Raw genomic sequence first — 24,682 nt, 5'->3', positions numbered from 1 at the left:
CGGGGGAGGACGGGGCAAGGTTCCCCCGGCTGGCTAGGCTGTTCGGGTGCTGATCCCGCTCGCGAACGACCCCCGTGATTACGCCTGGGGCTCGACTTCCCTGCTCGCCGATCTCGAGGGGCGCGAGGCGTCCGGTCGTCCCGAGGCGGAGGTGTGGTTCGGTGACCACCCCGGCGATCCGTCCGAGACCGCCGACGGTCGCACGCTCGACCAGTGGATCGCGGACGAGGGCGCCGCATCGGGTGTCGGCGAACCGCTGCCGTACCTGCTCAAGCTGCTGGCCGCAGCATCCGCTCTCTCCATTCAGGCTCACCCGTCGAAGGCTCAGGCCGAGGAGGGCTTCGCGCGCGAAGAGGCCGCGGGCATCCCGCGCGACGCCGGCGATCGCACCTACCGCGACGCGAACCACAAGCCCGAGCTCATCGTCGCGCTGAGCGACCAGTTCCGCGCGCTCGCGGGTCTTCGCGACCTGGCGGCGACACGACGGCTCGTCGCAGAGCTGGGGCCGGGTGCAGCGCCGCTCGCCGAGCGTCTGCAGGCGACGGATGCCTCACTCGCGACCGTCATCGGCTGGCTGCTGTCCGACGGCGCCGACGCCGCTCGCGACGTGATCGCCGCAGCCGTCGCCGCCGAGTCCGACGAGTTCGCCGCCGAGCTCGCACTCGCACGCACGCTGGACGCGGCGTTCCCCGGCGACCCCGGAATCGTCGTCGCGCTCCTCATGAACCTCGTGACCCTGCAGCGCGGCGAGGGCCTCTTCGTTCCGGCAGGTGTGCTGCACGCCTACCTCGAAGGCCTCGGCGTCGAGCTGATGGCGGCGAGCGACAACGTCCTGCGCGGCGGCCTCACCCCCAAGCACGTCGATGCGGCGGAGCTCGTCAGCGTGCTCGACCCGACGCCGGGGCTGCCACCCGTGATCCGGCCTCGCGAGGTCGCGGCGGGCGTGCGCCGTTACGACGTCCCGGTCGCCGACTTCGCGCTGCTCGCGGTCTCGCCGAGCGCCGAGGGCGTCGAGGTGGCGCTCGAGGGCCCGGCGATCGCGGTCGCGACCGCGGGCGCTCCGGCGGTGGTGGGATTGACCAGCGAGGAGGCGACGACGCTCTCCCCGGGTGCCGCCGTGCTCGTCACTCCGAACGAGGGCGGCCTGCGCGTGCGGGGTGGAGGCGAGCTCTTCATCGCCCTTCCCGGACGCTGACCCGCCGCGCCTCTCCGCCGCCTCATCGCTTTCTCATCGGACCGTTATGACAGAGCGACACGCCGTCGGCGCGTCGTGAAGGTTCAAGAGACGGTTGAGCATTTACTATCTGCGACTTGACCTCGTCGAACTACACGGGTGTAATTAGCCGTACAACACGCACCAGCGTGGAGCAGGATCACGGGGGGTGAGAACGACATGACGGTTTCGCAATTCCGTTCCGGCGTTCCCGACGACTGGTTCGTCGATCCGGTTCAACTGGGGGTTCCGGGGGTACGCCGCAACATCGATGCGGAAGAAGACAATCCGCTCGCCTGGCAGACCGACGCACTGTGTGCGCAGACCGATCCGGAGGCGTTCTTCCCCGAGAAGGGCGGCTCCACGCGTGATGCGAAGCGCATCTGCACGTCGTGCGACGTGCGAGGCGAATGCCTCGAGTATGCGCTGCAGAACGACGAGCGGTTCGGCATCTGGGGCGGTCTCAGCGAGCGCGAGCGTCGCAAGCTGAAGCGCCGAGCGGGCTGACGCGCACGCTGGGCGGCCGGTCGATCCGGCCGACCCGGCGCGTGCGCCCGGCGTGAGCTTCGAGCGCGACCTAGGCTGACCAGGACATGCCCACCGCCACGTCGAACACCGTCACCTCCAACCGCGTCCACGCCATCCTGGTGGTTCGTCCCGACGGTCGTACCCCGGCGGCATTCCATCTGAAGCGCACCCTTGCGGCGCTTCGCGAGCAGACGCGTCCTGTCGACATCCTCACGATCGTGGTGTGCGGGGGCGACGACCATCTCTTCGAGATCGCGGATGCTGCGGGCGCCGAGTTCGTCTTCCGGGCCGGCGCGTCGACCGCCTACGCCGCAGCGACCGCCCTGGTCGCGCCGCGTCTCGACGGCGACGCCGTATGGCTTCTCGCGCAGGACACCGCGCCGGAGCCCGACGCGCTCGCGCGCCTGGCCGGCGCGCTCGAGCTGTCGCCGTCGGTCGCCTTCGTCGCGCCCAAGCTGGTGCGCTGGGACGACCGCACGGAGATCGTCTCGCTCGGGGTCGGGATGACGCGGTTCGGCCGCACGGTCGGGCTCGCCGACGACGAACTCGACCAGGGTCAGCACGACGCGCGGGAGGACGTGCTCGGCGCCGACGTCCGCGGCATCCTGGTCCGTGCCGACGCCTGGAAGCGGCTGGGCGGCCTCGATCGGGGACTCTCCGGCGCCGACGAGGGGCTGGACCTCGGCGTTCGGGCCCGCCTGGCGGGCGGGCGCGTCTCGCTCGTGCCGAGTGCACTCGTCGCCACGGCGGGCGACGGCGTCGCGGGTCTGCCGACACCCCTCACACCTCAGCGACAGCGCCGCGCCGTGTATGCGCAGCGCGTCGCGCAGCTGCACCGCCGGCTCGTGTACGCGCCGGCGGTCGTCGCACCGCTGCACTGGCTCACCATCCTTCCGCTCGCGCTGTGGCGCTCGATCGTGGATCTGGCCCGCAAACAGCCCGGACGCATCGCCGCGGAGTGGGCGGCGGCGGCCGTCGCCGTCGTTCGCCTGGTGCCCGTCTGGCGCGCACGCCGTCACCTCGCGCACACGCGCACGGGGTCATGGGCGCAGGTGGCGCCCCTGCGCACGACGCGGGGCGAGCTGCGTGAACGACTGGACGACGACCCCGAGGTCATGCTCGGTGGTCACCGCCGCAGCGATCTGAGGTTCTTCGCGGGCGGCGCGGCGTGGCTCGTGCTCGCAGCGCTCGCCGTCTCGGTCGCGGCGTTCCCTGCGCTGCTGGCGTGGCCGGTCCTCGGTGGGGGAGCGCTCCAGCCGCTGGCGACCACGGTGGGGCAGCTCTGGGACGACGCGATGTACGGCCAGCGGGCTCTCGGCATCGACACGATCGGTCCCGCCGATCCGTTCGCCGCCGTGGTCGCCGTGCTCGGCTCGCTCTGGGCCTGGGCGCCGTCCCGCGCGCTGGTGCTGCTCTGGGTGCTGGCTCTGCCCCTCGCCGCGCTCGGCGGATGGTTCGCCGCGACGCGGGTGACCGAACGGGCGAGCCTCCGACTTCTCGGGGGAGCGGTCTGGGCGCTGTCGCCCACGCTGCTGGTCGCCCTGACGCAGGGGCGCCCGACCGGCGTGATCCTCCACCTGCTGCTGCCGTGGCTGTTCTATGCGGGCGCGGTCGCGCACCGCTCATGGGCCGGCGCCGGTGCGGCGTCCATCTTGCTGGCGGCGGTGGCGGCCACCGCTCCTTCGCTCGCGCCGGCGATGCTGGTGGTGTGGGTGGGCGCGGTGCTCGCCGCCGTCATCCTGCGCGCGGGTCGTGGCGTCGCACGTCTGATCTGGACGCTCATCCCCTCCGCCGCGCTGGCGCTCCCGCTCGTCTGGAACGCCCTCGCGAACGGCCAGGCGTGGAGCCTCGTCGCCGACCCCGGCGTGCCGTGGGCGGGCCCGCAGGTGGCCGCGGACGCCGCTGGGCGTGCGCTGCTGGCAGCCGGCATCCCGACCCCTGACCTCGCCGGGTGGGCGACGATCCTGCCTGACGGGCCCACGTGGTGGGTACCGCTGCTCACCGTGCCGCCCGCGCTGCTCGCCCTCGCCGCACCCCTCACCCAGCGCTGGGCAGCCGGGATCGTGCTACTCGTCGTCACGGCGCTCGGCCTCGGTACCGCGTTCGCCGCCGTGGGGATCTCGGTCGCATTCGCGCAGTCGATCACCGTGCCGCTCTGGCCGGGCGCCGGGTTGAGTCTTGCGTGGCTCGGCGGCCTCGGCGGTGCACTCGTGGCGCTCGACGCCGGGCTGGCGCCCCGCGTCGCGCTGGTACGCGGCGTGGCGGCCGCGCTCGTGTTCGCGGCCGCGGTGGCGCTCGCGGTTCCCTCGCTCACCGCATTCACGCGAGGGGTGGCCACCATCGCCGACGGTCCGGCGAGTACGCTTCCCGCGTTCGTGGCCGCGGAAGGGCGCGAGGATCCCGACGTCGGGACGATCGTGCTCACCCCCCAGGCGGACGCCGGGGTCGCCGCCCAGGTGGTGTGGGGCGCGAGCGAGACCATCGGCGGGCAGACGACGCTGCTGTCCACGCGCACCGAGCCGACCCCGCAGGACGACGAACTCGCGAAGCTCGCCGCCGATCTCGTCACCCCTTCCTCGGAGGACGTCGTCGGACAGCTCGCCGCCCGGGGAGTCGGCTTCATCCTGCTCGCACCGAGTACGCAGCCGGAGACGGATGCCGCGCGCACGATGCGGCTCTCGGCCATGACCGCGCTCGGCCAGCGGGACACCCTCGTCGTGGTGGGCGACACCGCCAAAGGCGAGTTGTGGCGCGTCGTCGACGAGATCGCGCCGAGAGCCGAGGAGGCGGCATCCGTCTCGATTCTGGGCCGCTGGATCGCGTTCGGACAGCTTGCGATCTTCGGCATCGCGCTGCTGCTGGCCGTGCCCACTGCCGCTTCGATCCGCGAGGCGCGGCGCACCCCGCGTGTCGTGGGACCCCACTGGCAGGAGGGCCGATGAGCGACCGACGCGTGTTCCGGTGGGCGACGACGAGCGCGCGCCTGCTGATCGGCACTGCCGTATCGGTCATGGCCGTGGTCGCGGTGGTGACCGCGGTCTCGGTGCCGTGGCCGACGGTCGTGCGCGAACCCCTCAGCATCCCCGCGACTCCGGCACCGGCCGCATCGGTGATCGCCTGCGACGGCGGGCTGCTGTCGATCGGACGCAACCCCACCGCAGCGTCCACGGTGACCCTCGCCGCGCCCCAGTCGGTCATCGGAGGCACCGCCGACGGCGAGGGAGCCGCGGAGCAGCAGCTGCAGACGACCGGGGTCGGACCCGGCCCGCTCGCGTACACGGCGGAGCCTCGTGGCGGCCAAGCGGTCGACATCGCCGCGACCGGTGCGGCGACGGCCAACGCCGACGACCTCTCGGGCTTCGCGGTCTCCGCCTGCCGCCCCCCGCTCCTCGACTCGTGGCTGGTCGGCGGATCGGGAGCCACCGGCGCCGCGGATCTGGTGCTGCTCGCCAACCCGGGCGCGGTTCCCGCCACCGTGCAGCTGACGGTGTACGGGGTGGACGGAGCGGAGACGCCGCCCGGCGGCGCGGACCTCGTGATCGCACCGGGAACGCAGCGCGTGGTGCCGCTGGCCGGCCTCGCGCTCGGTGAGGAGACGCCGGTCGTCCGCGTTTCGGCGATCGGTGCGCCGATCCACGCATCGCTGCAGACGAGCATCACCCGCACCCTCACACCCGGCGGGGTCGATCAGGTCGGGCCGATCGCCCACACCGAGGACACGCAGGTGATCACGGGGATCACGGTCACGCGTCCGACCGACGAGGACGGCGCGACGAACGAGACGACGGTGCTGCGGATGCTGTCGCCCAACCTTCCCGCGACGGCGCGCGTGTCGGTCAACTCCGCGGGCCGCACCGAGACGGTCGGAGAGCCCCAGGAACTGTCCCTCGAGACCGGCAAGCCGCTCGAGCTCGCGCTGAACGGGCTGCCACCCGGTGCCTACACGGTCACGGTCGAGGCGGACGCCCCCGTGGTCGCAGCCGTGTGGCAGGCGACGGGCATCGCGGCGGGCGACGACTTCGCCTGGTACACCCCGGCGCCCGAGGTGACGGTGCCATCGCTGTTCGCGACGCCCGGTGGCCCGACGCCCTCGCTCACGGTGGTGAACCCTTCCGGCGAGCCCGTGACGGTGAACGTGACCCCGACGGACGGCGGTTCGGCCATCAGCCTGACCGTTCCGGCGAACGGGTCGGTCGCGGTGCGTCTGGCGACGCGAACGCTGTACCTGTTCGATCCTGCGGCTCCGGTGCGCGCAGGATTGTCGTTCGCGGGCGATGGCGCGCTCGCCGGTGTGCCGGTGTGGCCGGCCGACGTCGCGACCCCGGAGATCGTCGTCTACCCCTGACTCGGAGCCCGACCCCGGGGAGTCAGAAGTACCGGAAGCGCTCCGGGCCGAGGTCCCACGGGTCGCGATCGAGATACTCCGCCGCCGCACGGAACACGGCGCCCTCCACGAGCATGCGCCGGTGCAGATCGTCGTCGCGATGCATGTGGCTGAGGCGCTCGATCGGCAGGCGATAGAGGATGATGCGGCCCGCGTCGGGCAGTACCGTCCACCGCGGGATCCCGTCGTCGTCGGTCGCGGCGGGCATGTCGGCGACCTCGAAGCGGACGTCGCGCAGCTCCGGCCAGGCCGACCGCAGGAATTCGGCCGCGGTGCCGACCGACAGGTCGAACCGGTCGACGCGGGTGTCGAGCGGGGGCAGCGGCGGGCGGACGACGGAGCTGCGCCCCTCGCGTCCGTGGCGTCCGTGACGGGACGCGCGCCGCGGCGCACGCTCGTTGGTCTTGCTCCGACGCCACGCCATGCCCCCATCCTAGGTCTGCGAGGGGCGTCCTCGGCTGAGGGCCAGAGCCGAAATGAGGGGCGGCCCGCCGCGATCGGCTCCGCAGCTCGGCTCTCGTCCTCAGCTGAGGATCCGGCGACGCGGAACAGTCGCGACGTCGTGCGGCGCGGCATCCGTTCCCCTGTCGGTCGTGCGCGATAGCGTCTACCCGATGCGCGAGAGAGTCTGCTCCAAGGTCGGATGCGCCCGTGAGGCGGTGTCCACGCTCACCTACGACTACGGCGACCAGATGGCGGCCCTCGGCCCCCTCGGCGCCGTCGGCGATCCGCACGCCCACGACCTCTGCGCGATCCACACCGACCGCCTCTCCGTACCCAAGGGCTGGGTCGTCGTCAGGCACGAGACCCTCCGCGCCTGAGCCGGCGTGGGAGAATGGGCGGATGCCGACCCACACGCCCGTCGCCACGCCTGCTGCCACCGAGGTCACCGAGTCCCGCGAGGGGTTCGAGTACGAGGTCGCCGACCTCTCGCTCGCCGAAACGGGGCGCCATCAGCTGCGCCTCGCCGAGAACGAGATGCCGGGGCTCATGGCGCTGCGCGAGGAGTTCGGAGCGTCGCAGCCGCTGAAGGGCGCACGCATCGCGGGGTCGCTGCATATGACGGTGCAGACCGCGGTGCTCATCGAAACCCTCGTCGCCCTCGGCGCGCAGGTGCGCTGGGCCAGCTGCAACATCTTCTCCACGCAGGACGAAGCAGCCGCCGCCGTCGTGGTCGGCCCGGCAGGCACGGTCGACGCCCCCGCCGGAGTCCCCGTCTTCGCCTGGAAGGGCGAGACCCTCGAGGAGTACTGGCGACTCGCCGACCGCATCTTCGACTGGACCGCGGAGGGCTTCGACGGCCCCAACATGATCCTCGACGACGGCGGCGACGCGACCCTCCTCGTGCACAAGGGCGTCGAATTCGAGAAGGAGGGTTCGGTTCCGGATGCTGCGGCCGACGACTCCGCCGAGTACCGCATCGTCCTCGAGACCCTGCGCGCCAGCCTCGCGCGCGATCCGCAGCGCTTCACGCGCATGGCCGAGGGTCTTCTCGGTGTCACGGAGGAGACCACCACGGGCGTTCACCGCCTCTACGAGCTCGCGGCATCCGGCGATCTGCTGTTCCCCGCGATCAACGTGAACGACTCGGTGACGAAGTCGAAGTTCGACAACAAGTACGGCATCCGCCATTCGCTCCCCGACGGCATCAACCGCGCCACCGACGTGCTGATGGGCGGCAAGGTCGCGTTCGTGTGCGGCTACGGCGACGTGGGCAAGGGCGCCGCGGAGGCCCTGCGCGGGCAGGGTGCGCGCGTCATCGTCAGCGAGGTCGACCCGATCTGCGCGCTGCAGGCCGCGATGGACGGCTACCAGGTCGCGCGGCTCGCGGATGTCGCCGACCAGGTCGACATCCTCATCACCGGCACCGGCAACAAGGACGTCGTGACCGTCGACGACCTGCTGGGGCTCAAGCACCTCGCGATCGTCGGCAACGTCGGCCACTTCGACAACGAGATCGACATGGCGGGCCTCGAGTCCCTCGCCGGGGTCGAGAAGATCGAGATCAAGCCCCAGGTGCACGAGTGGCGTCTTCCGAACGGGCGCAGCGTGCTGGTGCTGAGCGAGGGCCGTCTGCTGAACCTGGGCAACGCGACGGGCCACCCGTCGTTCGTCATGAGCGCGTCGTTCACGAACCAGGTTCTCGCCCAGCTCGAGCTCTTCACCAAGCGCGACGAGTACCCGACCGCGGTCTACGTGCTCCCCAAGCACCTCGATGAGAAGGTCGCGCGCCTCCACCTCGACGCGCTCGGCGTGCAGCTCACCGAGCTCACCCCCAAGCAGGCGTCGTACATCGGCGTGCCGGTCGAGGGCCCCTACAAGCTCGAGCACTACCGGTACTGAGCGCGGGCCCCCGTGCTCAGCGCTCGGGGAATCCGCGCGGCGGCGCCGACACCGGCCCCGCGAGGGCGTCCGCGCGTGCGGTCTCGAGCCGCAGCGCTCGCAGCTCGCGCTCCCGGCGTACGGCGACGACCCCGATGAGGAACGTCTCGGGGTCGACGGACGGCACCGGTGAGACGTGCTCGGCGGCTTCTCGGGCGAGGGATGCTGCCACCCGCGCGCGTGCGGACGGCTCCATGCTCGCCGCCGATCGGGCGAACTGCGCCAAGCGTCGAGAGAGGCGTTCGGGGAGTCGCGCGACGTCCGCGACGGCGGCCCATTCGGCGAGCTGAGGCGGGATCCCGAGTTGCGGGTCGGGCAGGCGCGGTGTGCGCGTGCGCTCGGAGTAGGTTCCGGCCAGGAGGTCGCCGAGGCGCTGCGAGCGAGGGGTGAAGGCGCCCACGAGCGCGGCGACGGCGCCCACCGTGAACCACAGCTCGAACACGCCCACGAGGGCGCGGATGAAGGCGTGACGGAAGCCCGAGGCGCCGCCGTCGGCCCGCACGATGCGGCCGCCGACGGCGAGCTTGCCGAGGCTGCGCCCATGGCTGGTGGTCTCGACGACGGTCGGGATCACCACCATGACGAGCACGAGCAGCACAATCGTGAGGATCGGCATCACCGCCTCGTCGACGGCGCCGATCCCCGCGAGCCAGGTGATGCCCCACACCACCAGGAGGAACACCACGACGCCGAGGATCATGTCGATGATCACCCCGAGTGCACGCATGAAGAAGCCGAGCGGCTGCACGTCGAGCGCGACCGCCTCGCCGGTGAGCACCTCGTCCTGGTGGATGTCGACGATGGCGGGCTGCTCGGCGGGCATGGCTACAGTAAAGCGCATGGACCTCGACGCGCTGACGGCGGCTCGGCGCGAGGAGTGGGCGCGCCTCGACGAGCTCAGCCGCGCACGCCGTCTCTCGGGCGCCGAGGTGGACGAGCTCGTCACCCGGTATCGCGCGGCCTCCGCCGACCTCGCCGATGCGAAGACGTCGGCGGGCCGCAGCATCCAGGGTGATCACATCTCGACCATGCTGGGCCGCGCACGGTTGCGACTGACCGGCGCGCCCGAGAATGTCATGCGCCAGATCCCGCGTTTCTTCGCGCTGCAGCTGCCCGCCGCGCTGTACCGCGTGCGCTGGACCACGCTCGCGATCGCCGTCGGCTTCGTCATCGTGATGGTCGTCGTCGCGCTGTGGGTCTCCGGTGACCCTGCGCTGGTCGCGAGCCTCGGGAGTCAGGCGCAGCTCGAGCAGTACGCCGAGAACCAGTTCACGGACTACTACAGCGAGAACCCCGCGGCGGTGTTCGCCGGCACGGTGTGGACCAACAACGCCTGGATCGCCGCGCAGTGCGTGCTGTTCGGCATCACCGGCATCTGGCCGATCATGGTGCTCGTGCAGAACGCGGTGGGCGTGGGCACCGCAGCGGCGATCATGGCGGCGTTCGACCGCGGCGACGTGTTCGTGCTGTACATCCTCCCGCACGGCCTGCTGGAGCTCACGTGCATCTTCGTGGCCGGGGCTGCGGGGCTGCAGATCTTCTGGGCCTGGGTCGCCCCCGGGCCGCGTTCGCGCGGCGAAGCGCTCGCCGCGGCGGGTCGTTCCCTCGCGACCATCGCGATCGGCCTCGTCATCGCGCTGGGCGTGTCGGGCGTCATCGAGGGCTTCGTGACGGCACAGCCCTGGCCCTGGCCGGTCAAGATCGGCATCGGTGCTGCCGCGCTCGCCCTCTTCCTCGTCTACATGCTCGTGGTCGGCCGCCGTGCGCACCGGCTGGGGGAGACCGGCGACCTCACCGAGTACGAGGCAGGCACCCCGACGCTCGTCGCGGGCTGAGTCCCGAGACGGATGCCGCATATCACTGTTTTGAGTCACTCAAAACAAAGCTAAGCTCAGCGTATGACCCCGCACACCGACGTCGATGCGCGTGCCGTCGACACGGCGGCGCGCCTGCGTGCCGCCGGCCTGCGGGTCACCGATTCGCGGCGCGCCGTCGTCGATGCGCTGATCGAGCGTCCTCACGCGAGCGCCGACGAGCTGTTCGCCGTCGTCGCCCGGACGCTCCCCGCCACGAGCCTGCAGTCGGTGTACAACGCCCTCGGCGACTTCGTCGACGCCGGCCTCGCACGCCGCATCGAGCCCGCGGGACGCCCCGGTCTGTTCGAGCTGCGGGTCGACGACAACCACCACCACCTCATCTGCTCGCAGTGCGGCGCCGTCGAAGACGTCGACTGCGTCGTCGGAGCGGCACCGTGCCTGACGCCCGCCGACGCGCACGGTTACGCCGTGCAGGTGGCCGAGGTGACCTTCTGGGGCATCTGTCCCGCATGCTCGACGGCCGACGCCGGGGCGGGCGCGCGGGCCGAGGCCGCAGCATCCTGATCTGTCCGATTCCCAGCCCATCCGATTGGAAGGAAGCCATGACCGACACCAACGACACGATCCCGGAGATCGGTGAGAACCCGACCGACGCCGATCAGGCGGTCACCCCGATCGACACCCCGGTCGACGAGCGAGAGGACGGCGAGACCCGTCCGCGCCCGAACGAGACCGAAGGCTGCCCCGTCATCCACGGCGGTCAGCCGCATCCGACCACGGGCAACGCCAACAGCGTCTGGTGGCCGAACCAGCTGAACCTCAAGATCCTCGCCAAGAACCCGGCGATCGCCAACCCGCTGGGCGAGGACTTCGACTACAAGGCGGCCTTCGAGGCGCTCGACCTGGCCGCGGTCAAGGCCGACATCGCCGAGACCCTCACCACGTCGCAGGACTGGTGGCCCGCCGACTTCGGCAACTACGGCCCGCTCATGATCCGCATGGCGTGGCACAGCGCCGGCACGTACCGCGTGACCGACGGCCGCGGCGGCGGCGGCGCCGGTCAGCAGCGGTTCGCGCCGCTGAACAGCTGGCCCGACAACGTCAACCTCGACAAGGCGCGCCGCCTGCTCTGGCCGGTCAAGAAGAAGTACGGCCAGTCGCTGTCGTGGGCCGACCTCATGATCCTCGCGGGCAACGTGGCGCTCGAGTCGATGGGCTTCGAGACCTTCGGCTACGCGGGTGGCCGCGCCGACGTGTGGGAGCCGGACGCCGACGTGTACTGGGGTCCCGAGACCACGTGGCTCGCCGACGAGCGCTACTCGGGCGACCGCGACCTCGAGCGGCCGCTCGCCGCCGTGCAGATGGGTCTCATCTACGTGAACCCGGAGGGCCCGAACGGTGAGCCCGACCCGCTGAAGTCCGCGCGCGACATCCGTGAGACGTTCGGCCGCATGGCGATGGACGACGAGGAGACCGTCGCCCTGATCGCCGGTGGCCACACCTTCGGCAAGACCCACGGCGCCGCACCCGACACGAACGTCGGCGACAACCCCGAGGCTGCCGGCCTCGAGGAGCAGGGCCTCGGCTGGAAGAACGGCCACGGCACCGGCCACGGCGACGACACCATCACGTCGGGCCTCGAGGTGACGTGGACGTACCACCCGACGCGCTGGGACAACGAGTTCTTCCACATCCTCTACGCCTACGAGTGGGAGCTCATGCGCAGCCCGGGCGGGGGTCACCAGTGGCGCCCGATCAACGGCGGCGGCGCCGACATGGTGCCCATGGCGCACTCGAACGGCCGTCGCGAGCCCCGCATGCTCACCAGCGACCTCGCCCTGCGCACCGACCCGGCGTACGACGCGATCTCGCGGAAGTTCAAGGACGACCCCGAGGCCTTCGCCGACGCGTTCGCGCGCGCCTGGTTCAAGCTGACCCACCGCGACATGGGCCCGATCGAGCGCTACCTGGGCACTGAGGTCCCCGCCGAGGAGCTGCTCTGGCAGGACCGCGTGCCCGCGGTCGACCACGAGCTCATCGACGCGGCGGACGCGGCGGCGCTGAAGGCGCAGATCCTCGACAGCGGGCTGAGCGTGTCGGAGCTCGTCGAGACCACGTGGGCGGCAGCATCCTCGTTCCGCGGCAGCGACAAGCGCGGCGGCGTCAACGGCGCCCGCATCCGCCTCGCCCCGCAGAAGGACTGGGAGGTCAACAAGCCCGCCCAGCTCGCGACGGTGCTCGCGAAGCTCGAGCAGATCCAGGCGTCGTTCAACGACGCCCAGGCCTCCGGCAAGAAGGTGTCGCTGGCCGACCTCATCGTGCTCGCGGGCAACGCGGCGGTCGAGAAGGCGGCGAAGGACGCCGGCGTCGACGCCGAGGTGGTCTTCCACCCGGGCCGCACCGACGCCACGCAGGAGCAGACCGACGTCACGTCGTTCGCGTTCCTCGAGCCGACCACCGACGGGTTCCGCAACTACTACGGGCCGCAGGCGTTCATGCCCGAGGAGCACCACCTCATCGACCGCGCGAACCTGCTCACGCTGAGCGCGCCGGAGCTGACGGTCCTCGTCGGCGGCCTGCGCGTCCTCGGTGCGAACTGGGACGACTCGGAGTACGGCGTGTTCACCGACCGCAAGGGCGTGCTCACGAACGACTTCTTCGTGAACCTGCTCGACCTGGGCACGACCTGGAAGCCGCTCGACCGGGGTGCGCACGCCTTCGCCGGCGTCAAGGACGGCTCGGGCGCGCCGGTGGGCATCGGCACGCGCGTCGACCTGCTGTTCGCGTCGAACTCGGAGCTGCGCGCCGTCGCCGAGGTGTACGCCTCCGACGACGCGAACGAGAAGTTCGTGCGCGACTTCGTCAAGGCCTGGGGCAAGGTCACCGAGCTGGACCGGTTCGACCTCGTCTGACACTCGCTGAACAGAGAAGCGGCCCGTCCCCGGAAAAGGGGGCGGGCCGCTTCTCGTGGTGCGTGCGGTGCCTACTTGACCCGCGCCTCGGCCTGAACCGGGGGCAGCGTGCCCTTGGGCTCGAAGAGCGCCCGGTGCAGGACACCGGCGATGAGGCCGCCGACGATCGGGAACACGATGAACACCCACAGCTGCGACAGCGGGCCGGGGCCGCCGTAGATCGCCGCCGCGATCGAGCGGGCCGGGTTCACCGACGTGTTGTCGATCGGGATCGAGATCAGGTGGATGAGCGTCAGCGTGAGCCCGATCGCAAGCGGCGCGAGAGCCGCCGTGCCGCGCGTGGAATGGGTGACGCCGAGGATGATGAGCACGAAGATCGCCGTCAGCACGACCTCTGCGATGATCGCCGCGCCGAGCTCGAAGCCGCCGGGCGAACCGAAATCGCCGGTGCCGTAGCCGTTGGACGCGAAGCCGCCGTCCTGTGCGTTGGCGAGCCAGTTATCCGTGCCGAAGATGCCGATCAGCACGATGAGGGTCGTGCCGAGGGCGCCGCCGATCACCTGGGCGATGATGTAGCCGATCGTGTTCTTCCACTCGAATCGACCGGCCGCGGCGAGACCGAGCGTGATGGCGGGGTTGAAGTGGCCGCCCGAGATCGGTCCCCATGCGTAGGCGCCCGCGACGACGGTCAGGCCGAACGCCAGCGAGACGCCGACGAACGCGATGCCGAGCGGGTTGCCCTCGTCTCCGGCCGGGAAGTTGGCCGCGAACAGCGCCGCGCCGACACCGCCGAAGACGAGCAGAAACGTTCCCAATGCCTCCGCGACGAGCCTGTTCACCGTGGTGGGCGGGATGGTGGTATCCGACATGGCGGACTCCTTTCCTCGCCGCGAGGCTAGCGGCATGTTCAGCGGTTTCCCAGGAACCGCGCGCGGAGTGTCCGCGTATAACGCCTGATCTCCCCAAGTTTCCCCCGTGGTTCAGGCGATGGTCGCCACCCGTTTGCGGTGTCGGATGCTGTCGCCCGCGGCATCCGTCCCCTCCGCTGGTCCGCTCTGCGTGGCGTCGCCCGCGGTTCGGGGCGCACGGGCTGCGTTCGGGGCGCATGCGGTGCGCCCGAAGGCGCGGGGCGCGCCCCAAACCCGGAGAGGCGGCTCCTGGTGCGGCGAGTCCGGTGCCTCACAGGCGACCGGCGGCCTTCAGCGCGAGGTAGCGGTCGGCGATCCGCGGCGGCAGGTCTTCGGGTGTCGCGGCGATCGCCTCACCGCCGGCCCGGCCGATCGCTGCCGCGACGGCGGCGGCGTCGTGGGCGCTCTGCTCGATGGCGGCGGCGCGGTACACGTCGGCGGCGTCGGGACGCTCCGGCAGCGGGTCCTCTTCGTCGGTGACGGTGCCGACCAGCACGTGCGCCCCGCGGGCGAGAGCGGGCAGAGACCCGAGGAATCCGCGCGCCGCCTCCGCCGCGTCCTGCGCGGTCAGGAGCACCACCAGGGACGGGCGGGAGGTGAGCACGCGCACCTGCGCGAACGCGGCATCCCAGTCGGTGTCGATCAGCTGGGGTTCGACGGGCGCCATCGCGTCCACCAGCGCGGGCAGCAGACCGGGTCCGTCCACGCGTGTGACGCGGGCGCGGATCGTGCGGTCGAACATCAGCAGGTGCACGTGGTCGCCCGCCCGGGTGGCCAGCGCCGAGAGGAGGAGCGCCGCCTCCATCGCGGCATCCATCCGCACCCCGTCGCCGACGCGCGCGGCCGCCGTGCGTCCGGTGTCGATCACGATCACGACGTGCCGGTCGCGCTCGGGGCGCCAGGTGCGGAGCATGGTCGTGCTCGCCCGCGCCGTCGCTCGCCAGTCGATCGATCGCACGTCGTCGCCGCGGACGTACTCGCGCAGGCTGTCGAACTCCGTGCCTTGACCGCGCACCTGCACGCTGGTGTTGCCGTCGAGCTCGCGCAGTCGGGCGAGCCGCGACGGCAGATGACGGCGGGCGGTGAACGGCGGCAGCACGCGCACGGCGCCGGGCTCGTCGAGGCGGGCCTGGCGTCCGGCGAGGCGCAGCGGTCCGTCGGACCGTACGACGACGAAGCGTGAGCGCAGCTCGCCGCGGCGGCGGGGGAGGAGCGCGACGGCGATGGTCCGGGCCTCGCCGGGCGGGATGACGACGGCCGGCCGTTCCGCCGGAGCCCCCGCCGTCGGCTGCCACGCGTCGCGGATCCGGCCGCGCAGCGTGCGCTCGCCGCCGTTGCGCAGGACGAGTTCGGCGACCACGGGCTGGCCGAGGAGCGCGCGCCCGGGCATGCGCCGCGTCACGGCGATCCGGCGGGGGTCCGGTGCCGCCACGGCGTCGCCGAGCAGCGCGACGAGGCACAGCAGCACCCACCCCGCGGCCGCGATCCACGCGTCGACGCCCGCCGCCGAGAGCAGCGCGACGGGCAGCGCGCCGAGGGCGACGAGCAGCGGCAGACGACCGGTGACGTACATGCGGCTCAGATCGGGACGCGGGTCTGCTGCAGCACCGAGCCCAGCACGGCGTCGACGGACACGCCCTCGAGCTCCGCGTCGGGGCGCAGCCGGATCCGATGGCGCCACGTGGGCAGCAGCATCGTCTGCACGTGGTCGGGCGTGATCGCCGGGTACCCGCCGAGCCACGCCCACGCCTTCGACGCCGCAAGCAGCGCGGTCGCCGCGCGCGGGCTCACCCCGAGCTGCACCGAGGGGCTCCGGCGCGTGGCCTGCGCGAGATCCACCACGTAGCCGAGCACATCGTCCGAGACGGTGACGGATGCCGCGGCCCGCTGTGCCGCGCGGATCTCGTCGGCGCTCGCCGCACGGCGCAGGCCCGCACCCGCGAGGTCGCGCGGGTCGAAGCCGCTCGCGTGGCGCCGCAGCACCGCGAGCTCGGCATCCCGTGCCGGCACCTCGACGATGAGCTTCAGCAGGAACCGGTCGAGCTGCGCCTCGGGCAGCGTGTAGGTGCCCTCGTGCTCGATCGGGTTCTGGGTGGCCGCGACGAGGAACGGGTCGGGCAAGGGGCGGGTCACCCCGTCGGTCGAGACCTGGCGCTCCTCCATCGCCTCGAGCAGAGCCGCCTGCGTCTTGGGCGGCGTGCGGTTGATCTCGTCCGCGAGCACGACGTTCGTGAAGACCGGACCTGCGCGGAACTCGAACTCGCCGGTCTTCGCGTCGTACACGAGCGACCCCGATACATCGCCCGGCATGAGATCGGGCGTGAACTGGATGCGCTTCGTGTCGAGACCCAGCGCTGTCGAGAACGCGCGGACGAGGAGGGTCTTCGCGACGCCGGGCACCCCCTCGAGGAGCACGTGACCACGCGACAGCAGGGCGATCAGCAGGCCCGTCACCGTGCCGTCCTGCCCGACCACGGCCTTGCCCACCTCCAGACGCACGCGGTTCATCGCCTCGCGCAGGGCGGCGTCGTCGAGGGGAGGGCGGTCCGTCGCGGCGGGCGCCTCGGTGCTCGCAGTGGCGGGCGTGTCCGTCATCGGGGACTCCTTTCGGGGCGGACGGCCGTACGCACGGCGTCCTCGAGGTCTCTCAAGCGGGTGCTCAGGGCGACGAGATCCGCGTCGCTGCGGGGGATGTCGTCGATCAGGATGCTGCGCGCGATCCTGCGGTCGAGCCCGGTGCGGCCCGCGGCGGCGTCGGCGATCTCGGGGGCGGCGGCGTTCGCGCCGAGGCCGAGGAGAGCCGCGATGCGCCGCAGTGCGCCGATGCGCAGGCGGTCCGCGGCGTGCAGCGGATCGCCGGCGCGCGCGTAGAGGCGGGCGCGCCCCTCGGTCGTCTCGGAGGCGCGCACCGTCACGGGCAGGGTCTCCGCCACGAGCGGGCCGAACCGGCGGCCGCGCCAGACGCCCGCGGCGATGCCCGCGATCAGGAGGAGGACGATGACCGCGCTCACCCAGGGCGGCGTGAGGTCGCCGAGCGACGGGTTCGCGTTCGCGAGGTCGGTGTCGCCGGGATTCGGGACGTACCAGACGACGAGCGGATGCCGCCCCAGCAGGTTCACCGCGAGCGCCGCGTTGCCGTTCTGGGCGAGGTGCTCGTTGGCGAAGAGCGGTCGGGCATCGACCGCGGCGACGCGGCCGTCATCGGCGGAACGGACGAGGAGAGCGGAGCCGGCCTCCGCCGGGTAGCACGCCTCGGAATCGCCTGCGCTGTAGACCGCCCCCGGAGCGACGGACCCGGCGCGCAGCGCCGCGTCGACGTCGCAGTCGGGCTCGATCGCCGTGTCGGGGGCGACCCCGGCGGGCGCCGAGCCCGGGAGCAGGAGATCGAGCGTGCGGGCACGGGGCTCGATGAGCACGATGTCCGTGGCCTCGGCGGCGAGGTCGGCGATCGCGTCGTCCGAGAGCGCCGGCGCGTCGGGGAGGACGAGGGTTGCGGGTGCCGTGGCCAGGATCTCCGATGCGGCCGCGCGATCTCGCACCACCCGCACGTCGACGCCGTGGCCGCGCAGGATCTCGGCGAGAGCGCGGGTGCCGCCCGGGCCGGTCGAGTCCGGGTCGAGCGCGTCGCGCTGCGCCCACTGGTTGGCCGCCGACACCGCCCCGCCGATCCCGCCGATCACGAGCAGGGCGAGCCCGATCGAGACCCACGCCGCCCACCGGCGGCCGCGCCGGGGCCCAGCTGGACCCACGCGCCCGGAGGATCCGCCCGGCGCGCCGCCGCCGGGCGGAGGGGACGCGGGGACCGGAGTCGACGTGTCGAGCGCCGCCGCCGTCATGCGGTGCCTCGGCAGCTCGTGGCGGGTGCACAGAATCGGAGGCACTCGGCGACACGCCGCCCGGTGGTCGCGCCACACGGGGTGTCGACCAGAATCTCCGATTCTGTGTGCGGGAGTCTCATGCGGGGACCTCCTCCCGGGCGACCGGGCGGGCGGCGGAGACGGCGTCGTCGGCGGACTCGACGAGACGGTAGAGGTCTTCGCTCCCCGGACGCCGCAGGTAGCGGACGTCGTCGAACGCGGTGGCCGCAGCTTCGAGCCGGGCCTCGAGCGCGGGGAAGGCCGCGCCTGCGGCTCGAGCGAACGCGTGCACGGTCGCGCCGGGCGGCGGGTCGACGACACCGCGTTCGAGGCAGCCGCGGGCGAGGGCGCGGAAACGCAGCACGATCGCCGCGTCCCAGTCCGCCGCACGGGCGCGCTCCGCGGCGGCCGCACGAAGCTCGGCGGCCGAGCGGTGCTCGGCCTCGCCGAACAGGAGCGGCGTCCGCGACGCGGCGCGCCGGGTCACCCGCGGCACGCCCCACAGCAGGAACGCCGCGATGATGACGACGGCGACGACGATCGCGGCGACGAGCGCGAACGTCGAGCCCCATCCGCCGGAGAGGTCCGGATTCAGCAGCGACGCGATGAAGTCGCCGACGGCGCGCGCGATGCGGTCGAACGGCGTCGGTTCGGCCACGTCGTACGCCGGGTCCGACAGTTCCTGTTCCGCCCACCGCCGCGCGGCGTCACCGTCCGGCGTGAGCGGCGGGACGGCGTCGGACGCGCGCGCGAGCGCGCGCACAGCGGCGGGGATCAGGCCCACGGCGACTCGCGGTCGGTGCCGTCGGGTGCGGCGCCGGGGGCGGTCCAGCGGGTGGGGGAGGGCTCGTCCGCGGGCGCCGGCGGTGCGGGGGCTGCGGCGGGCGTGGCCGCGGGCGGCTGCGCGGGCGCCGGGGCCGCGGGGCGGTCGGCGGGCGCACCGTAGGCGGGTTGCGTGGGCGCACCATACGCCGGCTGCGCGGGCGCACCGTAGGCAGGCTGTGCCGGGGCACCGTACGCTGGCTGCGCCGGCGCTCCGTGCGCAGGCTGGGCCGGCGCGCCGTACCCGGGCGGCACGCCGTAGCCCGGCTGCGCCGGTGCTCCGTACGCCGGCGGCACGCCGTGGCCCGGCTGCGGTCCGTACCCTGCGGGTGGCCCGTAGCCCGGCTGCGCCGGCGCCGTGGAGAACACCGCGCCGGCCGGCGCGGGCGGGTACCCCGGGATCGCATACCCGGGCGGGTACGGTGCGTGACCGGGCACCGGATATGCCCCGGGAACACCCCGCGGCGCGATCTCGCGCCCGATGTGCTCGCGATAGGGATCGGCGAGAGCGGTGGCGCCGGCATCCCGTCGCTCCACGTACGCCAGCAGGTCGAGGTCGAGCCCTTCGCGGCGCATGCGGCAGTCGATGTAGATGAGCGCCGTCGCGGTGGACTGCACGACGACGGCGACCGACTGCAGGAGCAGCGTGAGCACCTGCGTGAGCAGGGTCGCGGCGATGAAGCCGATGATGGCCGTCGGCTCGGGATCGCCCGTGGGAGCGATGATCGTCGTCAGCCCCATCGAGAGGAAGCTCATGGGCAGGCTCACGACCTGCGCGACGGCCGCGAAGATGACGCTGATCACGAGGATGATGCCCAGGGCCGGCCAGAAGCGCCGACGCGTGAGGGTCCACGAGCGCGACAGTGCCTGGAGGATCGTGGCGTGCTCGATGATGATGGCGGCCGGCACCAGCAGGAGCTTGATCATCAGCCACCACGTGAGAGGGATCGCGGCGAGGATCACGAGGATCGTCAGCAGGATCGCCGCCGGCGGCGCCGCCATCGCGATGCCCACGATCCCGAGCACGACCACCGCGACGACGGCGATGACCGCCAGGACGACGAGCAGCGAGTAACCGATGAGCCGCCACGCGATCGGCTTGACCTGACGCCAGAGCGCGCCGAGGGTCTGCTTCTCGGCGACGGCGGCGTGTGTCACCTCGACGACGACGATGCCCTGCACGATGACGCTGAGCGCGCCCGCGGCCAGCGACAGCACGATGCCGGCGACGGCGGTGAGCGCGATCGACCCCGCCATGACGGTGTCGTACTCCTCCGTGCCCGGCCGCAGTGTGTCAAGGCGCGAGAACGACGCCCACCCGATGGCGAGCACACCGCCGAGGACGACGATGTACGCGAGCGTCTGCACGACGAGCGCGAAGCCCAGCAGCACGCGCGGGTTCTGCCGCAGCGCCGAGAACGAGCGGCCCAGGATCGTGCCGAACGACAGCGGGTGCAGCGGGATGATCCCGGGGCGTGACGCCGGCGTCCAGGCCGGGTATGCGGACACGATTCCCCTCTCGGTCGGCGGCGCGTCGCGGGCTGTGCGGCGCGTCGGCCGCGCCCTCAGGACGGCGCTTGCCCCTATCGTTCCATATCGGACGGATGCCGCAGCCGCCGTGTGGATGAGCTTCTCGGTATGCGTTCGGGCGAGCTTCGGCCGGTCCACAGCCCAGGTCGACTACTCTGTGGGAAGCGCACGGGGACGCGCACGTCGTCCTCTGCGCCTGGACAGAAGGAACGAACGCGCGCGATGACTTCACGCATCCTGGTGGTCGACGATGACACCGCCCTTGCCGAGATGATCGGGATCGTGCTGCGCACGGAGGGATTCGAGACGGTCTTCTGCGCGGACGGTGCAGAGGCTGTCGACGCGTGGCGCACCGAGCGTCCTGATCTCATCCTCCTCGACCTGATGCTGCCGGGCATGGACGGCATCGAGATCTGCACCCGGATCCGCGCGGAGTCCGGCATCCCGATCATCATGCTCACCGCCCGCACCGACACCGCCGACGTCGTGAAGGGCCTCGAGTCGGGCGCCGACGACTACATCGTCAAGCCGTTCAACCCGAAGGAGCTCGTCGCCCGCATCCGCACCCGGCTGCGCCCGGCGAGTCAGCCGGCGAACGACTCGCTGCGGATCGGCGACCTCACCGTCGACGTCGCCGCGCACGAGGTGCGCCGCGGCGACGGGCCGATCGCCCTGACCCCCCTCGAATTCGAACTGCTCGTCGCCCTGGCATCCAAGCCGCAGCAGGTGTTCTCGCGCGAGATGCTGCTCGAGCAGGTGTGGGGCTACCACTACAAGGCCGACACGCGCCTGGTGAACGTCCACGTGCAGCGGTTGCGGGCGAAGGTCGAGATGGACCCCGACAACCCCAAGATCGTGACGACCGTGCGCGGTGTCGGATACCGCGCCGGCGCCGTCGTCTAGACGGCCATGACCGCGCCCATCACGGCCGTGACGCCGGCGCGCGCCCGCGTGCGGTGGTGGCGCCTCTGGCGGGCCTGGCCGGCTGACATCGCGGGCCTGTGGCGGCGCTCCCTCCGGTTCCGCACCCTCCTCGTCACGATCGGTCTCACGGCGCTCGCCGTCGTGGTCGCCTGCGTCTGGATGACCCTCGCCATCCAGAACGATCTCTTCGCCTCGCGCAAGGACCAGGTGCTGTTGGACGCCGAGCAGGCGCGCGCCGCGGCGCAGCGGACCCTCGACGCCTCGGTGCAGAACGACTCCATCCAGCTGCAGAACGTCATGGCTCTGGCATTCACGGCGCTTCGCGATCAGTCCTCGGCCGTGATCGTGGGCGCTTACCGCATCGGGCCGCTGGTGCCCAACGCGCCGCAGGACTTCAGCACGAACGAGGAGGTGATGAACGAGCTGCTCACCACGCCGATGCGTGCGCTCGTGCGCACCAACCCCGATCAGCAGATCTGGCAGCCGGTCGCCCTTCCCGACGGCGACGACACGACGGTCCCGGGAATCCTGGTCGGGCAGCAGCTCACCATCGAGGGCGTCGCGTCGTACGAGCTGTACCTCGCGTACGACCTCGCGAACGCACCCGAGACGCTCACCTTCGTGCAGCGGACGCTGTGGGTCGTCGGCATCGGCCTCGTGCTCCTGATCAGCGGCATCGCGTGGTTCGTGCTGCGGTCCGTGACCACTCCGATCAGCGAGGCCGCCGACACGAGCGCGAAGCTCGCGGCGGGTCGTCTCGACGTGCGTCTGGAGGTGCGCGGCGAGGACGAGCTGGCGACCCTCGGCCGGTCGTTCAACGCGATGGCCGACAGCATGGAGTCGCAGATCAAGGAGCTCGCCGACCTTTCTCTGGTGCAGCAGCGCTTCGTCTCCGACGTGTCGCACGAGCTGCGCACCCCGATGACGACGATCCGCCTCGCCGCGGACATGATCAACGACCAGCGGGAGGACTTCGATCCGGCCACGGCGCGCGCGGCCGAGCTGCTGAACGCGCAGGTGCAGCGCTTCGAGACCCTGCTCACCGACCTGCTCGAGATCAGCCGCTACGACGCGGGTTCGGTGCAGCTCGAACTGGAGCCGACGAGCCTCGCCCACCTCGCCGAAGACGTGATCGGGTCTATGCAGCAGCTCGCCGAACAGCACGGCACGGACGTGCGTCTCGTGGCTCCCGGGGGATATTCCCCGGTCGACATGGACCCGCGGCGGGTGCGGCGCGTGGTGCGCAACCTGCTGGGCAACGCGATCGAGCACGGCGAGGGGCGTCCCATCGTCGTCAGCGTCGACAGCAACCAGCAGGCCGTCGCCATCGGCGTGCGCGACTACGGCATGGGGATGAAGCCCGAGGACGTCGAGCACGTCTTCGACCGCTTCTGGCGCGCGGACCCCTCGCGCAAGCGCACGATCGGCGGCACCGGCCTCGGCCTGTCGATCGCGCTCGGCGATGCGAAGCTCCACGGCGGCGAACTGGCGGTGTGGTCGGAGGTCGGCCGCGGCACGAACTTCGTCCTGACCCTCCCGAGACAGGCGATACCGCTTGCGGGAGAGTCGCCGATCCCGGTCGATCCGGGCGACGACGCGGTCGCCGCCCTCGACGACCTCGGCCTCACCGCGCCGATCGAGCTGCCCCGCGACGGCGCGACCGACACGGATGCCGGCACCCGAGGAGGATCCGCATGACCCGGGTTCGCGGCATCCTGGCCCTCGTCCTGGCGCTGTGCGCGGTCGTCGTGACCGGCTGCGCGGGCTTCCCCACGAGCGGGCCGCCGGAGTACGGGCTGGAGAACGGCAACACCGGCAACGGCTCGCAGAACGTGGTGTTCATCCCGAACCGGCCGCAGCCCGGCGCCACGCCGCAGCAGATCGTCGAGGGGTTCATCGATGCAGGCTCGGGTCCCGGCGTGCGTGGCAACTGGGCCGTCGCCCGCGAGTTCCTGGCACCTTCCCTCGCCGAGACATGGAATCCGGATGCGGGGGTGATCGTCGACGAGCGAGCCGAGCGGGACTACGTCGAGACTGGTGAGGGCATCGTCGATTTCGCCTCGGAGGTGGCAGGGACGGTCGACGACAGCGGCGCCTACCAGCGGGCGGACCTGTCTCCCGGGAACTGGACGTTCGAACTCGCACAGCAGGACGATGGCGAGTGGCGCATCACCGAGGCCCCCGACGGGGTCTGGCTCGACGAGGCGCAGTTCCCACAGGTGTTCCACCGCTACCCGCTCATGTACTTCGACCCGTCGTACCAGTACCTCGTGCCCGACGTGCGCTGGTTCCCGGTGACGAAGGCGGCGGGGAGCATCGCTCTCGCGCTGGTGAACAAGCCGAAGAGCGAGTGGCTGGCCGAATCGGTCGAGACCGCGTTCCCCGATGGCGTGTCAGCGGTCACCGTCGTGCCGACCGCCGAGGAGGGCGTGTCCGACGTCGCTCTCACAGGCGAAGCGATGCTGGCCGCGAGCAGTGACGCCCGCAACCGCATGCTGACGCAGCTCGAAGAGAGCCTGCGGGCCGCCGGCGTGGCCGAGGTCGTGATGACCGTGGACTCCGCCCCGATCGACGCGGAGCCCGTCGCCGTGCGTTCCACCCGCGTGCCGGCCACGCCCCTGGTGCTGACGGAGGCCGGATTCGGATTCCTCACGGGCGATGAGATCGACAAGATCCCCGGGCTCTCGGCTGCCGTCGAAGCCGCGTCGCCGCTGAGCGTGCAGGTCGGGGCCGAGCGCGACCTCGCCGCGGCACGCCTCGCCTCGGGAGCGGTGGTGAGGCTGAACTCGGCCGGGACCGAGCCCGAGGTGCTGGACACCCGGCCCGGATTGGTCGATCCCGTGATCGACCCGTACGGAGTCGTATGGAGCGTCCCCCAGGACGACCCGGCCGCGCTGCGGGCGTACCTGCCCAACGGCGATGTGATCGAGGTCGCCGAGGCGTGGGGCGAAGGGACGGCCATCGCCGGCATGGCGCTGTCGCGCGACGGCACGCGCCTGGCCGCCCTGGTGAGCGCGGGCGGGCGGTCGGTGGTGTCGGTGGCGGGCGTCATCCGTGACGACATCGCGCCGGTGCGCCTCGGTCCGTCCATGCAGCTCGCCGTCGCCGGTGGTGCGGTGATCGGCGTCACACGGATCGGCGTCACGTGGATCGACGACGTCTCGGTCGGCGTGCTGACCAGCGGCGCCGACGCCGACTCGACGGTCATCGAGCAGGTGGTCGGCGCGCCGACCTCCACGTCGACGGCACCTTCGGGCGTGGCCTCGATCGCGGGTGGCAGTGGCATCTCGAGTCTGCGGCTTCGGGCCGAGGACGGCACGCTCTACGTCAAGCGCGGCACGAGCTGGCAGCCCACCGCGACGGGCATCGGGGTCCTCGCGACCCAGCAGGGCGCCCCGCAGTAGG

20 protein-coding genes are annotated in these 24,682 nt (G+C 72.1%); 12 read left to right on the top strand and 8 right to left on the bottom strand.

Translation table 11 applies throughout. The features are described from left to right. The first annotated feature begins 46 nt into the window (after positions 1 to 46). From manA to Q9R33_RS01160, 4 genes are all read left to right on the top strand, one after another. Positions 47 to 1,195 (top strand): mannose-6-phosphate isomerase, class I, encoded by a 1,149-nt coding sequence (gene manA, locus Q9R33_RS01175; protein WP_311292593.1) that lies wholly within the window; start codon positions 47 to 49, stop codon positions 1,193 to 1,195. Between the two features lie 198 nt (positions 1,196 to 1,393). After that, on the top strand, positions 1,394 to 1,720 hold the full coding sequence (locus tag Q9R33_RS01170; protein WP_082497093.1) for a WhiB family transcriptional regulator: 327 nt from the start codon (positions 1,394 to 1,396) through the stop codon (positions 1,718 to 1,720). Between the two features lie 86 nt (positions 1,721 to 1,806). After that, positions 1,807 to 4,683 (top strand): glycosyltransferase, encoded by a 2,877-nt coding sequence (locus Q9R33_RS01165; RefSeq protein WP_311292592.1) that lies wholly within the window; start codon positions 1,807 to 1,809, stop codon positions 4,681 to 4,683. After that, positions 4,680 to 6,086 carry a DUF5719 family protein gene (locus tag Q9R33_RS01160; protein ID WP_311292591.1) on the top strand — a complete coding sequence of 469 codons (1,407 nt, stop codon included), beginning with the start codon at positions 4,680 to 4,682 and terminating at the stop codon, positions 6,084 to 6,086. Before Q9R33_RS01165 ends, Q9R33_RS01160 begins: the two co-directional genes overlap by 4 nt. 22 nt (positions 6,087 to 6,108) lie before the next feature. On the opposite strand, the gene Q9R33_RS01155 is transcribed toward Q9R33_RS01160, so the two are convergent. Then, entirely contained in the window at positions 6,109 to 6,549 is a 441-nt protein-coding gene (locus Q9R33_RS01155) for a metallopeptidase family protein (protein WP_310248003.1), read from the bottom strand. 190 nt (positions 6,550 to 6,739) lie between these two features. Between Q9R33_RS01155 and Q9R33_RS01150 the strand changes: the two genes are divergently transcribed. Continuing rightward, on the top strand, positions 6,740 to 6,946 hold the full coding sequence (locus tag Q9R33_RS01150; protein ID WP_109210080.1) for a DUF3499 family protein: 207 nt from the start codon (positions 6,740 to 6,742) through the stop codon (positions 6,944 to 6,946). Between the two features lie 22 nt (positions 6,947 to 6,968). Then, complete coding sequence (gene ahcY, locus Q9R33_RS01145) at positions 6,969 to 8,468, top strand: adenosylhomocysteinase (RefSeq protein WP_311292590.1); 1,500 nt, start codon at positions 6,969 to 6,971, stop codon at positions 8,466 to 8,468. Positions 8,469 to 8,484: 16 nt separating this feature from the next. Here the strand turns inward: ahcY and Q9R33_RS01140 are convergent, their stop codons facing one another. Further along, positions 8,485 to 9,330, bottom strand: coding sequence for an RDD family protein (locus Q9R33_RS01140; RefSeq protein ID WP_056370490.1), 846 nt, complete (start codon positions 9,328 to 9,330; stop codon positions 8,485 to 8,487). A gap of 16 nt (positions 9,331 to 9,346) precedes the next feature. On the opposite strand from Q9R33_RS01140, the gene Q9R33_RS01135 reads away from it, so the two are divergent. The 3 genes from Q9R33_RS01135 (at position 9,347) to katG (ending at position 13,236) form a co-directional block, all read left to right on the top strand. After that, complete coding sequence (locus Q9R33_RS01135) at positions 9,347 to 10,342, top strand: stage II sporulation protein M (protein ID WP_310248020.1); 996 nt, start codon at positions 9,347 to 9,349, stop codon at positions 10,340 to 10,342. A 63-nt stretch (positions 10,343 to 10,405) separates the two neighbouring features. Beyond that, a complete protein-coding gene (locus Q9R33_RS01130; protein WP_056370486.1) occupies positions 10,406 to 10,888 on the top strand; it encodes a Fur family transcriptional regulator in 483 nt (160 codons plus the stop codon). 38 nt (positions 10,889 to 10,926) lie between these two features. After that, the gene (katG, locus tag Q9R33_RS01125) at positions 10,927 to 13,236 is read left to right on the top strand and encodes a catalase/peroxidase HPI (RefSeq protein WP_310248025.1); all 2,310 of its coding nucleotides are present in this window, start codon (positions 10,927 to 10,929) and stop codon (positions 13,234 to 13,236) included. A gap of 71 nt (positions 13,237 to 13,307) precedes the next feature. On the opposite strand, the gene aqpZ is transcribed toward katG, so the two are convergent. The 6 genes from aqpZ to Q9R33_RS01095 form a co-directional block, all read right to left on the bottom strand. Beyond that, positions 13,308 to 14,105 (bottom strand): aquaporin Z, encoded by a 798-nt coding sequence (gene aqpZ / locus Q9R33_RS01120; RefSeq protein WP_310248027.1) that lies wholly within the window; start codon positions 14,103 to 14,105, stop codon positions 13,308 to 13,310. 310 nt (positions 14,106 to 14,415) lie between these two features. After that, positions 14,416 to 15,717 carry a DUF58 domain-containing protein gene (locus tag Q9R33_RS01115; protein WP_311292588.1) on the bottom strand — a complete coding sequence of 434 codons (1,302 nt, stop codon included), beginning with the start codon at positions 15,715 to 15,717 and terminating at the stop codon, positions 14,416 to 14,418. Positions 15,718 to 15,722: 5 nt separating this feature from the next. Beyond that, positions 15,723 to 16,739: a MoxR family ATPase gene (locus Q9R33_RS01110; protein ID WP_056370478.1), complete on the bottom strand. Its 1,017-nt coding sequence runs from the start codon at positions 16,737 to 16,739 to the stop codon at positions 15,723 to 15,725. Next, the gene (locus Q9R33_RS01105) at positions 16,736 to 17,980 is read right to left on the bottom strand and encodes a DUF4350 domain-containing protein (RefSeq protein WP_157549704.1); all 1,245 of its coding nucleotides are present in this window, start codon (positions 17,978 to 17,980) and stop codon (positions 16,736 to 16,738) included. Before Q9R33_RS01105 ends, Q9R33_RS01110 begins: the two co-directional genes overlap by 4 nt. A 118-nt stretch (positions 17,981 to 18,098) precedes the next feature. Next, the gene (locus Q9R33_RS01100) at positions 18,099 to 18,785 is read right to left on the bottom strand and encodes a DUF4129 domain-containing protein (protein WP_311292587.1); all 687 of its coding nucleotides are present in this window, start codon (positions 18,783 to 18,785) and stop codon (positions 18,099 to 18,101) included. Beyond that, entirely contained in the window at positions 18,776 to 20,332 is a 1,557-nt protein-coding gene (locus tag Q9R33_RS01095) for a glycerophosphoryl diester phosphodiesterase membrane domain-containing protein (RefSeq protein WP_311292586.1), read from the bottom strand. The genes Q9R33_RS01100 and Q9R33_RS01095 overlap by 10 nt, the downstream gene beginning before the upstream one ends. Positions 20,333 to 20,575: 243 nt before the next feature. Between Q9R33_RS01095 and mtrA the strand changes: the two genes are divergently transcribed. From mtrA to Q9R33_RS01080, 3 genes are read left to right on the top strand one after another with little or no spacing between them, the layout of a single operon-like run. Next, on the top strand, positions 20,576 to 21,256 hold the full coding sequence (gene mtrA, locus Q9R33_RS01090; RefSeq protein WP_056370471.1) for an MtrAB system response regulator MtrA: 681 nt from the start codon (positions 20,576 to 20,578) through the stop codon (positions 21,254 to 21,256). Between the two features lie 6 nt (positions 21,257 to 21,262). Then, complete coding sequence (gene mtrB, locus Q9R33_RS01085) at positions 21,263 to 22,975, top strand: MtrAB system histidine kinase MtrB (protein WP_311292585.1); 1,713 nt, start codon at positions 21,263 to 21,265, stop codon at positions 22,973 to 22,975. Further along, positions 22,972 to 24,681, top strand: a complete 1,710-nt coding sequence (locus Q9R33_RS01080) for a GerMN domain-containing protein (protein WP_311292584.1) — start codon at positions 22,972 to 22,974, stop codon at positions 24,679 to 24,681. The genes mtrB and Q9R33_RS01080 overlap by 4 nt, the downstream gene beginning before the upstream one ends. Position 24,682: the final 1 nt, after the last annotated feature.

This window comes from Microbacterium sp. PRC9 (genome assembly GCF_031844125.1).
GTDB lineage: Bacteria > Actinomycetota > Actinomycetes > Actinomycetales > Microbacteriaceae > Microbacterium.
The sequence above is the reverse complement of the archived record's forward strand: the minus strand, read 5'-3'. Positions and strand labels throughout refer to the sequence as shown.